11 protein-coding genes (1 of these 11 running past the window's edge) are annotated in these 15,067 nt (G+C 32.0%); 9 read left to right on the forward strand and 2 right to left on the reverse strand.

What is annotated here, in order from left to right:
• The first annotated feature begins 626 nt into the window (after positions 1 to 626).
• The 8 genes from CJ739_RS00080 to CJ739_RS00115 all read left to right on the forward strand — a co-directional run bounded on the left by CJ739_RS00080 (position 627) and on the right by CJ739_RS00115 (position 11,584).
• Positions 627 to 2,837, forward strand: coding sequence for an NADP-dependent isocitrate dehydrogenase (locus CJ739_RS00080; RefSeq protein ID WP_117171981.1), 2,211 nt, complete (start codon positions 627 to 629; stop codon positions 2,835 to 2,837).
• Between the two features lie 77 nt (positions 2,838 to 2,914).
• Positions 2,915 to 5,290, forward strand: coding sequence for a TonB-dependent receptor (locus CJ739_RS00085; protein WP_117171983.1), 2,376 nt, complete (start codon positions 2,915 to 2,917; stop codon positions 5,288 to 5,290).
• A 4-nt stretch (positions 5,291 to 5,294) separates the two neighbouring features.
• Positions 5,295 to 6,107, forward strand: a complete 813-nt coding sequence (locus tag CJ739_RS00090) for a DUF4249 family protein (protein WP_117171985.1) — start codon at positions 5,295 to 5,297, stop codon at positions 6,105 to 6,107.
• A 314-nt stretch (positions 6,108 to 6,421) separates the two neighbouring features.
• Complete coding sequence (locus tag CJ739_RS00095; RefSeq protein WP_117171987.1) at positions 6,422 to 7,666, forward strand: efflux RND transporter periplasmic adaptor subunit; 1,245 nt, start codon at positions 6,422 to 6,424, stop codon at positions 7,664 to 7,666.
• 3 nt (positions 7,667 to 7,669) lie between these two features.
• Positions 7,670 to 9,022: an ABC transporter permease gene (locus tag CJ739_RS00100; RefSeq protein ID WP_117171989.1), complete on the forward strand. Its 1,353-nt coding sequence runs from the start codon at positions 7,670 to 7,672 to the stop codon at positions 9,020 to 9,022.
• A 31-nt stretch (positions 9,023 to 9,053) separates the two neighbouring features.
• Positions 9,054 to 10,514 carry a TolC family protein gene (locus CJ739_RS00105; protein ID WP_117171991.1) on the forward strand — a complete coding sequence of 487 codons (1,461 nt, stop codon included), beginning with the start codon at positions 9,054 to 9,056 and terminating at the stop codon, positions 10,512 to 10,514.
• A gap of 28 nt (positions 10,515 to 10,542) precedes the next feature.
• Positions 10,543 to 11,361, forward strand: coding sequence for an N-acetylmuramic acid 6-phosphate etherase (gene murQ / locus CJ739_RS00110; protein WP_117171993.1), 819 nt, complete (start codon positions 10,543 to 10,545; stop codon positions 11,359 to 11,361).
• Entirely contained in the window at positions 11,351 to 11,584 is a 234-nt protein-coding gene (locus CJ739_RS00115) for a DUF6095 family protein (protein ID WP_117171995.1), read from the forward strand. Before murQ ends, CJ739_RS00115 begins: the two co-directional genes overlap by 11 nt.
• Here CJ739_RS00115 and CJ739_RS00120 read toward each other — a convergent pair.
• Complete coding sequence (locus CJ739_RS00120) at positions 11,581 to 12,081, reverse strand: DinB family protein (RefSeq protein WP_117171997.1); 501 nt, start codon at positions 12,079 to 12,081, stop codon at positions 11,581 to 11,583. The genes CJ739_RS00115 and CJ739_RS00120 overlap by 4 nt on opposite strands.
• 81 nt (positions 12,082 to 12,162) lie before the next feature.
• Positions 12,163 to 14,595 carry a helix-turn-helix domain-containing protein gene (locus CJ739_RS00125; RefSeq protein ID WP_117171999.1) on the reverse strand — a complete coding sequence of 811 codons (2,433 nt, stop codon included), beginning with the start codon at positions 14,593 to 14,595 and terminating at the stop codon, positions 12,163 to 12,165.
• A gap of 315 nt (positions 14,596 to 14,910) precedes the next feature.
• On the opposite strand from CJ739_RS00125, the gene CJ739_RS00130 reads away from it, so the two are divergent.
• Positions 14,911 to 15,067: the 5' portion of an ISAon1 family transposase N-terminal region protein gene (locus CJ739_RS00130; RefSeq protein ID WP_117172001.1), read on the forward strand. Its footprint extends 200 nt past the window's final position; the window shows 157 of its 357 coding nt (coding positions 1–157); its start codon is at positions 14,911 to 14,913; the stop codon falls past the right edge of the window.

The raw sequence follows: 15,067 nt of genomic DNA on the forward strand, positions 1-15,067 counted from the left end.
GTTTTTTGAGGTTTTATTGCAGCATGTGTAAATGTGTGGTAGCAAGAAACCAAGATATTATAAAAAGTACTGCATACATAAATAGGCAGCAACTAGTATAATTGAAAGCTTGAAAAAATAATAGTGCCGAAAGGATTGTTATTATAATTAAAGCAATGTCTTAAAAAAACTTGACGTGAAAAACGAAAAGAAAATTAATGGCATCAAGAAAAACAATTATTAGAAACATTTTTAGTAATAAATCAATACATTTTGAAAATTACAGAAATGTTTCATTGAAATAATAGCACTTAAATTGAAAAAATTTAGCCTAAAAACTAAATTGATTTGGTAGAAATATCAATTAGATTAAGTTATATTATTTCAAAGAAAGCCATGTCAAAGTAGATTCAATTCTGCAGTGATATGGCTTTTGTTTTTTATAGCTTCTTCAATATTTTATTAATGAATTCTTATTAGTTGCTACCTTTTTTAAAATTATGTAAAATATTGTATATATTACCACTTTTGATTAATCGTTTAAGCATTTATAAAAGCCAATTTTTGTATATTCGCGTCGCGAAAACGTTATTGTATGTCGCATTTTAATTATAGCTAAATACTAACATAAAAAAACCGTTACATTAATGTCTAAAATTATTTATACAAAAACTGATGAAGCTCCAGCATTAGCAACCCGTTCTTTTTTACCAATTGTTAAAGCTTTTGTTAAGTCTTCTGGTATTAATATTGAAACTAGAGATATCTCTTTAGCTGCAAGAATTTTAGCCGTTTTTCCGGATTTTTTAAATGAAGACCAATATGTTCCAGACGATTTGGCTATACTTGGTGAATTGGCAAAAAGCCCTGATGCCAACATTATTAAATTACCAAACATTAGTGCTTCAATTCCGCAGTTAAAAGCTGCCATAAAAGAATTACAATCTCAAGGATTTGCAATTCCTAACTATCCAGATGAGGCTGCTAACGATGCAGAAAAAGACATCAAATCACGCTACGATAAAATTAAAGGAAGTGCTGTAAACCCTGTACTTCGTGAAGGTAACTCAGACAGACGGGCGCCAAAAGCAGTAAAGAATTACGCAAAAAAGAACCCACATTCTATGGGTGCATGGAGCAGCGATTCAAAAACACATGTAGCAACTATGGATGCTGGCGATTTTTTCCACAACGAAAAATCGGTAACCTTACCCGAAGCTACTAACATTAAAATTGTACATACAGACAGTCATGGAACTGCTACTGTTTTAAAAGATAGCTTCAAATTATTAAAAGGCGAAATTATTGATGCCACTGTTTTAAGTAAAACAGCATTAGTAAGCTTTTTAGAAGCGCAAATAGCCGATGCAAAAGCCAAAAATGTGTTATTTTCATTACACATGAAAGGCACCATGATGAAAGTGAGCGACCCTATTATTTTTGGACATGCTGTAAAAGTATTTTTCAAAAATGTGTTTGAAAAACATGCCGAAACTTTAGAAAAAATTGGTGTTAACGTAAATAACGGTTTTGGGAATTTAGTTGAAAAAATTCAAACGTTGCCAGAGTCAAAACGCAACGAAATTCAAACAGATATTGATGCAGCATTTAAAAACGGTCCTGCTGTAGCTATGGTAAATAGCGACAAAGGCATTACTAACTTACACGTACCAAGTGATGTAATCATTGATGCTTCTATGCCTGCCATGATACGTACATCTGGACAAATGTGGAATGCCGAAGGCAAACTTCAAGACACCAAAGCGGTTATTCCAGATAGTAGTTATGCAGGTATTTATGCTGCTACCATCGATTTTTGCAAAAAGAATGGTGCTTTTGATCCAACAACTATGGGCACCGTACCAAACGTTGGGTTAATGGCTCAAAAAGCAGAGGAATATGGTTCACATGACAAAACATTCGAAATAACATCAAACGGAACTGTAAGTGTTATTGATGCTTCTGGAAATACGTTGTTACAACATAACGTAGAAGCTGGAGATATCTGGAGAATGTGTCAAACAAAAGATGCACCTATTCAAGATTGGGTGAAATTAGCCGTTACACGTGCTAAAGCATCCGAAACTCCTGCTGTTTTCTGGTTGGATGAAAACAGAGCACATGATGCTGAGCTAATCAAAAAAGTAAACACTTACTTAAAAGATTATGATACAACGGGCTTAGATTTAAGAATCTTATCTCCTATAGACGCAACATTATTTACTTGCGAAAGACTTAAAGAAGGAAAAGATACTATTTCAGTTTCTGGAAACGTTTTACGTGATTATTTAACCGATTTATTCCCGATTTTAGAAGTTGGTACCAGTGCAAAAATGTTATCAATCGTTCCTTTAATGAATGGCGGAGGCTTGTTTGAAACTGGTGCTGGTGGTTCAGCACCAAAACATGTTGAGCAATTTATTAATGAAAACCATTTACGTTGGGATTCTTTAGGTGAATTTTTAGCATTAGCTGTTTCTTTAGAACATTTATCAGCAGCAAACAACAACCCTAAAGCTCAAGTTTTAGCCGATACTTTAGACGAAGCTACAGGCAAATTACTTGATAACGGAAAATCGCCTTCTCGTAAAGCAGGTGAATTAGACAATAGAGGAAGTCATTTTTATTTAGCATTGTATTGGGCGCAAGCCTTAGCAAACCAAACAAAAGACGCCGCTCTAAAGGCAGAATTTGAACCAATAGCTAAACAATTGGCTGCAAATGAAACAGCTATTGTAAATGAGCTTAACCAAATTCAAGGAAAACCAGTAAATATTGGTGGTTATTACGAACCAAATGAAGCTTTAGTTAATAATGCGATGCGACCAAGCGAAACGTTCAATAGCATCTTAAATTAATAGAAAAAATAAATACAGTTTTAAAAAGCTCCTATTAAGGAGCTTTTTTTTTATACATTTATAAAAAAAAGCATTTAATGAAAAACATAATTATATGTTTTCTTTTTATATTTTGTTTCAGCAATATACCTACAATCGCTCAAGATAAATTCACTCTCAAAGGAATTGTTTCTGAAGAGAAAAACAACGAGACCCTTATAGGTGTTAGTATTATTTTCCCTGAATTAAAAACAGGCACTACAACCAATGAGTATGGTTTTTACTCTATAACGTTGCCAAAAGGCACTTATAAAATTATAATTAGTTACTTAGGTTTTACCACAATAAGCGAAACCATCACACTATCTGAAAACCTTACCAAAAATTTCAACTTAACGGATTCGTTGGAAACTTTAAACGAAATTGTTCTAACAGAGAACATTGAAAAAGTAAATATTCAAGCGCCGCAAATGAGTGTAAACCGCTTAACGGCAAGCAGTATAAAAGAAATACCTGTCGTGTTGGGAGAAGCAGATATTATTAAAGCCATTACGTTATTACCAGGAGTAACAAGTGCTGGTGAAGGTGCTTCGGGGTTTAATGTTCGTGGTGGATCGGTAGACCAAAATTTAATTCTTTTAGACGAAGCTACTATTTTTAACTCATCACATTTGTTTGGATTCTTTTCGGTTTTCAACCCAGATGCCATCAAAGATTTAAAACTATATAAAGGTGGTATCCCAGCAAGATACGGTGGTAGGGTTTCCTCTGTTTTGGATATTTATCAAAAAGAAGGAAACAGCAATGCTTTTCATGCCAATGGAGGTGTTGGCTTAGTATCTAGCAGATTGCTTATTGAAGGCCCGTTAAAAAAAGATGAAGGTTCATTCCTTTTTGGAGGTAGGTCCAGTTATGCACATCTATTTTTACCACTTTTTGATGTTGATAATAGTGCTTATTTCTACGATTTAAACACCAAGTTAAGCTACAAACTAAATAACAGAAATAGCATATATCTTTCTGGGTATTTTGGACGCGATGTGTTCAGAATTAGTGAAACTTTCGATAATACTTACGGAAACACGGTTTTAAATTTTAGATGGAATCACTTGCTTTCCAACAAACTGTTTTCAAATGTATCACTTATTTATTCTGATTATTATTACAGTCTAAAATTAAGTTTTGTTGAATTTGATTGGGTATCGGGCATTAAAAATTTCAACTTAAAATACGACTTTAAACATTATATATCCGATAAATTCAAGTTACAATACGGTCTAAACAGTATTTATTATAAGTTTAATCCTGGAGATATCAACCCTACATCTGAAACTTCAGGCATAAATCCTTTTAAACTCATTGATAAGTTTGCTCTTGAAAACGCCATTTATTTGGATGCTGAACAAAAAGTGTCTGATAAATTAGCATTGTCTTATGGATTTCGGTTGAGTTCTTTTCTTAGATTAGGTCAAGATGAATTAAATCTATATGAAAATAATGAAGCCGTAGTTTTCAACGAAGATTTTCAAATTTATGAAAAAGCAGAACCAATAGGCACGGAGTCTTTCAAGCGAAATGACATTATTTCAAGCTTTTTCAATATAGAACCACGTGTGTCCTTGGCATACCAAATTAATTCGAGTAATTCTATAAAAGCGAGTTATAACAAAATGAGTCAATATTTGCATTTGTTATCAAATACAAGTTCGCCTACACCGTTAGATATTTGGACACCAAGTGGTAAATACGTTAAACCTCAATTACTCAATCAATTTGCTATAGGATATTTTAAGAATTTAAAAAACAATAGATATTCTTTAGAACTTGAAAGTTTCTACAAAACCGTGAAAAATAGAATAGATTATATAGACGGTGCCGATTTAATAGCTAATAATGCCATAGAACAGGTTGTTTTAAATGGTGAAGCAAAAGCTTATGGCTTAGAGTTCCTTTTAAAGAAAAACGAAGGCAAATTTAAAGGTTGGTTAGCCTATACCCTATCAAAGTCCAAGCAGCAGACAAAAGGTAGAACCCCCTCAGAGACAGGCATTAATAATGGTGAATGGTATAACACACCATACGACAAAACACACGATATATCATTTACAGGTAGTTACGGTTTAAATAAAAAAATAAAGATTAACTCCAATTTTTTATTTCAAACGGGGCAACCAAGTACGTTCCCAAACGGACAATATACATACAATGGCGTAACCATTCCCAATTATAATAGTAGAAATTCCGATAGATTACCGGCATATCATAGATTGGATGCTTCGGTAACTTACAACCCGAAACCCGAAAAAACCAAAGGTTGGCAATCTTATTGGGTTTTTGGTATTTATAATATTTACAATCGGAAAAATGCCGCTTCCATATCGTTTGGACAAAATGACGACACCAAAGTAAACGAAGCCTATAGATTATCTATTTTTGGTATTGTACCATCTATATCGTATAATTTTAAGTTTTAAAAAAATGAAAAAAATAATATATATAGTATGCTGTCTCTTTTTAATATCATGTGAAGATGTTATTGAATTAAATTTAAACACCGCAGAACCAAGGCTTGTTATAGATGCCTCATTAACTTGGTTTAAGGATACAACCGGAAACAACCAACTCATTAAACTAACACAAACAGGTCCCTATTACAGCACTGCCGTTATACCGGCAACAGGCGCTTCGGTAACTGTAACCGACACGAACAATAACATTTTTAATTTCATTGAAGAAAACGATACCGGCATCTATAAAAATCAATCGTTTATTCCAGTAATTAATGGGGTTTATAATCTTAAAATTGTTTATGAAAATGACATTTATACCGCTTCAGAAACCTTAATGCCTGTTGCTTCAATCGATAAAGTAGAACAAAAAAACAATGCAGGCTTTTCAGGTAATGAAACCGAAATAAAAGCTTTTTATACAGACCCAAAAAACATTGAAAACTATTATTTTTTTGAATTCATCAATTCCAATTTAAATAGAGCAAGTCTCGATGTATATGATGATGAATTTACGGATGGAAATCAAATTTTCGCATTTTATAGTAATGAAAATCTTAAAACTGGAAATGAACTCATCATACAAAGTCATGGTATCTCTCAACGTTTTTACGAGTATATGACTATTTTATTGCAACAAAGTAAAGACGAATCGGATGGCCCTTTCGAAGTTCAACCAGCAACATTAAGAGGTAATTGTGTAAATCAAACCAACCCAAGCAACTACCCTTTAGGTTATTTTAGAGTGTCGGAAGTTTCTATTTACAACTACAAAGTAAAATAGCAATATTCTCAATTATAGACTATTTCCTATGCAATTTCTTTTATGTTTAGAAAAATCCATAAACTTTATGAGAATTTTAACCATAAAAAATCTTACGAAAGCTATATTTAACCAATGAACTCGTCTTAACTTTTTTCAATTGGCTACAAAATGATCTTTTTTGCCCCAGATTTTACCTGTTTTTTACTCCGTAGCGCTGCTATGAAGTGCTAAACAACTAAAATCTGGAATCAAAAATTTCTATTTTTCGCTTCAATCAAAAAAGTCAAGAAGAGTTCAATAAATAATTTTCACCAATCAAAAAAACAAGCTTTATGAATAAAAAAAGGTTAGCCTTAATTATTAGCGGAATCGTTATTTTAATTACTATTTATTCCTTTTTCGGAGCTACGGATGAAGAAGACATTTTATTAACAACAAAAATTGTAAGAGGTACTTATTTAAATGAAGTAATCATTTCTGGGGAAGCACAATCTACAAGTTCAAAAGAAATTAACGGGCCTATTGGAGCGAGACGTTTCAACATCTACCAATTAAAAATACAAGATTTAGTAGCTGAAGGCACTATAGTAAAAAAAGGCGGCTATATTGGTAAAATTGACGCTTCAGAAGTAAATAGTAAAATTAATGATGCCCGATTAAGTTTAGAGGGTGCCGAATCTAGATATACATTACAGCAACTTGATACAACTCTTGCCCTAAAACAAGAACGAACAACTATAAAAGACCTTCTATTTAATATTGAAGAAAATCAATTGGAACTAAAACGTTCCATCTATGAACCGCCTGCAACGATCCGGCAACTAGAGATTAAAATTGAAAAATTTGAACGCGAACTAAAAGAGAAAAGAGAAGACTATTCCATTAAAAAAAGACAATCAAATGCTAAAATGATTCAAGTCGGCACCGAAGTATCCAAAATAAAAAAACAAATTGAAGAGTTGATTGATTTACAAAAGGAATTTACTGTGTATTCTGAAGATGATGGGATGGTTACTTATGTTAAAGACTGGAATGGCAATAAAAAGAAAGTCGGATCTACCATATCACCTTGGGAACCTGCCATGGCTAGCTTGCCAGATTTAACAAAAATGGAATCTAAAACCTACAGCAACGAGGTTGATATACGAAAAATAAAAAAAGGGCTAAAAGTAAAAATTGGTTTTGATGCTTTTCCTGATATAGAAATAGATGGCGTTGTAACAGATGTAGCAAATGTAGGTGAAAACAAAAGAGGATCTGATATTAAACTTTTTCAAGTATTAATTAAACTCAATTCAACAAATAAAAATATTAGACCAGGCATGACAACGTCCAATAGGATTTTAACACATCAAGAAGACAATGTATTAATGGCGCCATTGGAGGCTATTTTTTCAAAAGATTCTATAAGTTACACCTATGTAAAGTCTGGTTATTCCATTGAAAAAAGACAGGTAGAATTAGGTTTAGCCAATAATGAAGTCGTAATTATTAAAAAAGGATTGAAAGAAAATGATGTTGTTTACTTAAATGCGCCCGAAAATATGGAAGAAAAAAGTATAAAACTATTAAAGTAAAACATGATAGACAAAATACTTTTAGAAAAACTGAAATCCAATTTTAATGAAGCATACTGGTTTATTAAAACAAATAAAGTAAGAACATTTTTAACTGCTTTAGGTATTATTTTTGGAGTAGCATCGGTAATAACCATGCTTGCCATTGGAAATGGTGCCGAAAAGGAAATTTTATCGCAACTTGAATTGGTCGGAGTCAATAATATCGTTGTAACACCTTTACCAGATCTTGAAGATGAAACTGAAAGCGACAGTGAAGAGGAAACTACAAATAACGAGTCTAAAAAGTTTTCTAAAGGTTTAGATATATTAGATGCCTTAAGTATTACCAAAACAATACCAAGTGTAAAAGTTGTAAGTCCCGAAATAATTCTTGATACGTACGTTATAAATGATGGAAAACAAAATTCCGTAAAGCTGATAGGTGTTTCACCTGCATTTTTTGATGTCTCGAATATTCATATCGAAAAAGGTAATATCTTCACAAATTATCAAATTAACAACGCGCTGCCGGTATGTATTATTGGCAAAAAAGTAGAGAAAAAATTATTTACTGGTGAAAGTGCTTTAGGTAAACAAATTAAAGTGAAAGATGTTTGGTTACAAGTTATTGGCGTTATTGAAGAAAAATTAATTTCCGATAAAGCCCAAGAAGATTTAGGCATTAGAGATTTAAACCAAGACATTTACATTCCCATAAAAACATTTTTAGTACGCTACAGAGACAGAAAAATAATTACCGACAACTTAGATGTAAGAAGTAACAATCAAAACGGTCCTAAAGAGCGAATAGCTAGAGGTAATTACCATCAAATAGATAAACTAACCATCCAGGTTTTCAACTCAAACGAATTAAAAGCGACTGCAGAGGTTTTAAGTAAACTGCTTAAACGAAAACATAATGATGTATTGGATTTTGAAATTTCAATCCCCATTCAACTGCTTAAACAACAACAAAAAACAAAGCAAATATTCAATATTGTATTAAGTATTATCGCTGGCATTTCTTTACTTATTGGAGGCATTGGCATTATGAATATTATGCTAGCATCGGTATTGGAAAGAACCAAAGAAATAGGCATAATTCGTGCCATAGGTGCTACAGAAGAAGACGTGATTTTACAATTTTTATCAGAATCGGTATTAATTAGTGTTGGTGGTGGCATTATAGGAATAATTGTTGGAATAATTGGTGCCTATGTTATTGAAATAGTTTCTGGTATAGAAACCGTACTCTCTCTAAATTCCATATTGCTTTCCTTTTTCATTGCAGTTATAGTAGGACTCGTCTTTGGAATATTTCCTGCCAAAGCTGCTGCCAATAAAAAACCCATTCAGGCACTTAGATCCGAATGATGCATTATTCCATTAACACAAAGCCAAAGAAATGAAAAAAACATTGCTAGTATTAATCTTAGTTTTCCCTTGTTTAACTTTTTCACAATCAAAAAAAATAACCTTAAGCGAAGCCATTAATTTAGCCCAAAAACAATCACCAGATTATAAAACAACCTTAAACAGAAACCAGTCCAACTACTGGCGCTTTAGAAATTACAAGGCAAGTTTTCTACCTCAATTAAGATTTAATGCTACTTTACCCGAATACAATAAAGCGGTACGTAGAATAACAAATGATGCTGGTCAAGATGTTTTTGTAAATCAAGATCAATTACTTTTAGAAGGCGGACTATCTATAGCACAAAACATTCCATACACTGGCGGTACACTTTCATTAAATTCTAATTTAGAACGTATTGAACTTTTTGGACTTGATGATAATATCGGTTATTCAGTGGTTCCCTTTTCCATAAGGTATTTTCAAAACTCTTTATTTTATAACCCTTTTAAATGGGATAAAAAAATCGAACCTTTAATTTATGAAGAATCGAGAAGGGATTTTATTGAAAAAATGGAAGATATTTCAGTAACAACCTGCCAAAGGTATTTTCAATTACTTAAAGCTCAAATGCAGCTGGAGATAGCTAAAGTAAATTTATCAAACCAAGATACACTTTATCAAATTTCACAAGGGCGCTTCAAAATTGGAAAAATTGCAGAGAATGAATTGCTACAAGTAGAATTAACTTTATTAAATTCTAGAAATATTGTGACTACCAATACTATTGAACTAAAAAGAACTTCTCAAAATTTGGCGAGATATTTAGAGTTGGAAACAGAAAACATACAATTGGATGTTCCTGATAAATTACCTCTTTTTGAAGTAGATATTGATAAAGCTTTGGAAGAAGCACAATCAAACAGAAAAACGGTTATAGAGTTTAGAAGAAAGCGGTTAGAAGCAGAAAAAGAATTGGCTTTTCAGAAAGGCAACAATCGGGTAAGGTTAGGTGTTGCGGCTAATTTTGGAATTTCACAAAATGGCGATGACTTTGATAATCTTTTTAACAACTTTAATAAGCAACAAAATGTTTCTGTTTCTTTGAGTATCCCTGTTTTTGATTGGGGAGTTTCTAAATCAAGACGTAAAATGGCAGAAGCCGATCTAGACCTAACTAACAATAATATAGACCAAGAAAAACAGGCTTTTGAACAAGAAATTTATTTGCACGTTCTTAATTGGTCTAATCAAAGAGACTTTTTAGCTACAGCAGAAAAAGCAAAAGAAATAGCCATAAGGCGTTATGATATCTCACAAAAAAGATATGTTTTAGACAAAATAACCATAACAGATTTAAATATTGCTTTACAAGAAAAAGATAAAGCCGTTCTACAATATTTAAATTCCCTCGAGAAATTTTGGCAAGATTATTACATTCTAAGACAGTTAACCCTTTATGATTTTATAAATGATAAAAAATTAGAAGTTGACACCATTCTTTTTGACTAAAATCACCAATAATTCATACTTTTGAGTTATGGATTTTACAAAAACAACCGAGCAAGATTCAAACTACAATCATCTGGAAAAGATGAGTATTTCTGAATTATTAAGTAACATTAATAATGAAGACAAAAATGTACCCCAAGCAGTTGAAAAATCACTACCACAAATAGAAACTTTAGTTAGCATTATTGTAACTAAATTAAAAGAAGGTGGTCGTCTATTTTATATGGGAGCTGGCACCAGTGGGCGCTTAGGTATTTTAGATGCATCAGAATGTCCTCCTACTTTTGGAGTCTCTCATGATTTAGTTATAGGTCTTATTGCAGGTGGCGATTCTGCTATTAGAAAAGCCGTAGAGTTTGCCGAAGATTCTACCATACAAGGTTGGGAAGATTTAAAAACCTATCAAATTTCAAGCAAAGATGTCGTTGTTGGTATTGCCGCTTCCGGCACAACACCCTATGTTATTGCTGCCCTAAAAACCTGTAACGATAATAATATCATTACAGGTTGCATTACCTGCAATAAAAACAGTCCGATTTCACAAACAGCACAATACCCCATTGAAGTTATTGTTGGTCCTGAGTTTGTCACTGGAAGTTCTAGAATGAAAGCAGGTACAGCTCAAAAACTAGTATTGAATATGATAACTACAACCACCATGATTCAGCTTGGCCATATAAAAGGCAACAAAATGGTTGATATGCAACTAAGCAATAATAAACTAGTAGATAGAGGTACTAAAATGATTATGACAGAACTTAATGTCTCAGAAGAAGAAGCAAAAGCACTTTTAAATACTCATAAAAACGTACGTTCAGCAATTAAAAGCTATAAAAATGGAAACTGAAAGAACAGATAAAACAATGCTCATTAAAGGCATAAAAACTTTAGTTTTCGCTTTATTGAGCTTGTTTATTGGTCCTATTTTAATGACGACGGCACTTTCCGATAAAGAAAACGCTCTTTATATCCCCTTATTAATTGTCGCGAGTATAATCTGTGCTATGGCAGTATTTTTAGTTTTTAGAGGCATACGCATTATTATGAACAGTATGTTTAAAAAAAATTAATTTAAAGATGTTTGTTTTGGAGTTGTGGGGTTATATCCAAAATCTGAATCCTTTATAGAAATATTCAACCCTTCCAATATATAATTTATGATGGCATAATGGTGAATGGTATGGCTATTGGCTTGTGAAAACAAAGCACCATAACTATATACCATTTCTACTTTCCCTAAACCCAAATCATCCGTAACTAAAATAGAATCAGTCATATCAAATTCGAAATTCGTCAATTTATCTATAATTGAATCTAAATATTGTATAGCACAACTGCATTCTAATTCTACAGCTCTATGCCTTCTTCTTGCCGTTAAATCAATTTCATTATTGGAATTTATATTGAAAATGCAGTCATAAAAATCTAAAATGTGCCTAATATGAGAGCCAATACTTGAGTGGTATGGTGATACCGATGAATCGCTTAAAAGATTATCTGTTAAACTGTCTAATAAAATTTTAGACTTTTTTAGTGTTTGAAGTGATGATTCTATAATGACATTCATAGGTTTTACTAAAGTAACTAAATAATTTTAGTTACCCATTAGTCATTCTCATGCTATAACCTTACAAAAACAAGGAGCATGTTAAGATTTTAAGTGTTCCAATACCAATCGTAACTCTCCATAGCTATATATATCATCTAATTGATTTTTTAAGTCAGATAAGTTTTCAAAAGTTATTTTAGGAATTAATGCTAATAAGTTATTATAATGTTCTTTTTGCATTAAATCAGTAATCTTCACTTCTCCCGAAGCTACAAAACTTGCCAAATGTCCAAAAATAGTATTCTCGTTTAATTCTCGTTCATCAGCAATTTCTTGGATACTTTTTCCAGATTTAAACAATTCTAAAGATATTTTCTTGGTATCACCTTTCTTCTTTTTTGGTTTTTCAGTTTCAAAAATATCTATATCTGTTGAAGTTTCAATACCATTTTCATCACAATAGTCTTTAATTACTTTTAAAATAGCGTCACCATATTTTTTTATACGAACATCCCCCATACCATTCACTTTCTTTAATTCTTGTTTTGTTAATGGCAAAGTTTCACATATTTCATATAATGCTTTTTGTGCAAAAATCTGATAATGAATTAAATCATTTTCTTGAGCAATCTCGTTTCTAAGAATTCTTAACCGTTCAAACAATTCTACATTTGTAGTACCATCTATAACTGTTTTTCTAGGTTTTTTAGTAGATTCTTTTGAAATAAAAACTGCTTTTGCCCTGAGTTCTAAAAAAGTATTTACATAAAAGCCTTGCGCCAAATTATTAAAGTATAATAATTTGGCTTCTAAAAGTTCTTCAATAGCATCTAAATTCTTGGATAAATCGGCTCCAATGGCTTTATTATCTGTAGTGAAATTTAATATTTTTAATGATGAAACGATATGCGTTTCTATTTCAATTTTAAAATATGCTATTGCTTTTTTAAAGCGTTCCTGAATGATTTCACTAACTTCTGGTAAATCTTCCTTTTTTGATAGTTGCTTTAGCTGAGTATTAAAACCATTACTAATTTTTAAAAGATTTACGAGTGCATTTTTAATGGACAAAAGGGGTTGCTCAATATGCCCTTCAATAATTGTTCTATTTTTATAAAAAATATCTAAGACTCTATTAACAGGATTTAAAAATTCATAAAAATCAAAAATTTCAAAAATTAAATCCAATTGAAAATCTTTCTGTGAAAATTCTAAAACGGATTCATCGGGTTCGTTTTGTTCGGCATCTTTAGTAAATGAAACAACGTTACTATCACTAATTATTTGGTTGGAATGAATTTTGCTTTTTAAAACCAACCCTTCCAAAGATTTACATCGGCTTAACGCCACATAAGTTTGCCCGTGTGCAAATGCTCCTTGAGCGTCTATAATGGCTTTTTCAAAAGTTAGTCCCTGACTTTTATGAATAGTAATTGCCCAAGCTAAACGCAAAGGCATTTGTGTAAAAGCACCAATTCTTTCTTCTGAAATAGCTTTAGTTTCGGCATCAACGGAATAATTTATATTTTCCCAAACTTCGGGTGTTGTTATTATATTAAAATCATCGTCGGGACACTTTACAACGACTTCATCCTTTTCTAAATGTATAATTTTACCAATCTTACCGTTAAAATAACGCTTATCTGGACTGCTGTCATTTTTTACAAACATGACTTGTGCCCCCACCTTTAACTCAAGAATAGCCTTATTTGGATAAGCGTATTCAGGAAATGTACCTTCCAACCCAGCCTTATAAGTATGGATTTTGGTTTTTAATTTAGCAAGTTCAGTATTATTAGTGGCTTCCGCCTTATTGTTATGTGTAGTTAATGAAATATAACCTGCATCGGATGCCGGTATAAAATCTGGAATATAGCGTTTATTCAATTCTTTGGTTGAATCTTCCGAAAGCACATTGTTCCGTATCTCATTAAGTATTTCTATAAACTTTGGGTTTTCCTGTCTATAAATATGTTTCAGTTCTATTGTTATGGCATGGCATTCTTGATAGGCAAAACTGCTAAAGAAAAACCCATTTTTATAAAATGATTTTAATAGCTCCCATTCATTATCTTTAATAACTGGCGAAAGTTGTTGTAAATCACCAATCATTAAAACCTGCACGCCTCCAAAAACCTTATTCCTGCTTCTGAAACGACGCAATGTTCTATCTATACCATCTAATAAATCAGCTCTTACCATACTAATTTCGTCAATAATCAATAAATCCATCGATTTAATGATTTCGATTTTAGTTTTGCTGAATTTTCTATTAAAACCCTTAGAAGCGTTTAAATCTGTATCAGGTAAAATGGGGCCAAATGGCATTTGAAAAAATGAATGTATGGTAACACCTTTGGCATTAATGGCAGCTACACCAGTTGGAGCAACAATTACCATGCGTTTTAAGCTATCCATTTTTAACCTATGTAAAAAAGTGGTCTTACCAGTTCCTGCTTTACCTGTTAAAAAAATAGAACGATTTGTTTTATTAACAAATTCCCAAGCTAATTCCAGTTCTTTGTTATGCATTAATTAAACTTCATTTATAATTTATTCACATGCAACCAATATACGATTTTTCATATAAATTTTATGGTTTTAAAAATAAACTTTAATTCCAATAAACCATGGAGGGAGAAGGAAGATTTTTGCTTAAACACAACAATTGGACTTGATCCCCAAAAAATCACTTAGGCTAACCAATTTGTATGCGTAATTTATCAATTCCACAGGTTTATTACTTGATCCGGAGAGGGCGGATATTTTTTTAATAAACTAGGCTCAAGATAAAAAGTTGTGGAGAAAATAAAAAAGAGATTCCTTTGTGTTTTTAAAAGATTTGCAATGTCGTCATCATTTAATAATTTAATTCAATTATTACTTCCCAGTTATATTTTAGAACATTTTGAGTTAGTATCATTTGAACAAAAACAAGAAACCCTTCATTTATATTTAGAAGAGACCAACAAACCTCCAGTAGAATATTCCAATGGTAATTTAC

This window comes from Mariniflexile sp. TRM1-10 (assembly GCF_003425985.1).
Classification (GTDB): domain Bacteria; phylum Bacteroidota; class Bacteroidia; order Flavobacteriales; family Flavobacteriaceae; genus Mariniflexile.

Bases quoted from the DNA above. Each gene is read 5' to 3' on its own strand.
- CJ739_RS00105 (WP_117171991.1), top strand. From the start codon at position 9,054: ATGAAAAAAACATTGCTAGTATTAATCTTAGTTTTCCCTTGTTTAACT.
- CJ739_RS00095 (WP_117171987.1), top strand. From the start codon at position 6,422: ATGAATAAAAAAAGGTTAGCCTTAATTATTAGCGGAATCGTTATTTTA.
- CJ739_RS00100 (WP_117171989.1), top strand. From the start codon at position 7,670: ATGATAGACAAAATACTTTTAGAAAAACTGAAATCCAATTTTAATGAA.
- CJ739_RS00090 (WP_117171985.1), top strand. From the start codon at position 5,295: ATGAAAAAAATAATATATATAGTATGCTGTCTCTTTTTAATATCATGT.
- CJ739_RS00125 (WP_117171999.1), bottom strand. From the start codon at position 14,595: ATGCATAACAAAGAACTGGAATTAGCTTGGGAATTTGTTAATAAAACA.
- CJ739_RS00115 (WP_117171995.1), top strand. From the start codon at position 11,351: ATGGAAACTGAAAGAACAGATAAAACAATGCTCATTAAAGGCATAAAA.
- CJ739_RS00085 (WP_117171983.1), top strand. From the start codon at position 2,915: ATGAAAAACATAATTATATGTTTTCTTTTTATATTTTGTTTCAGCAAT.
- CJ739_RS00080 (WP_117171981.1), top strand. From the start codon at position 627: ATGTCTAAAATTATTTATACAAAAACTGATGAAGCTCCAGCATTAGCA.
- murQ (WP_117171993.1), top strand. From the start codon at position 10,543: ATGGATTTTACAAAAACAACCGAGCAAGATTCAAACTACAATCATCTG.
- CJ739_RS00120 (WP_117171997.1), bottom strand. From the start codon at position 12,081: ATGAATGTCATTATAGAATCATCACTTCAAACACTAAAAAAGTCTAAA.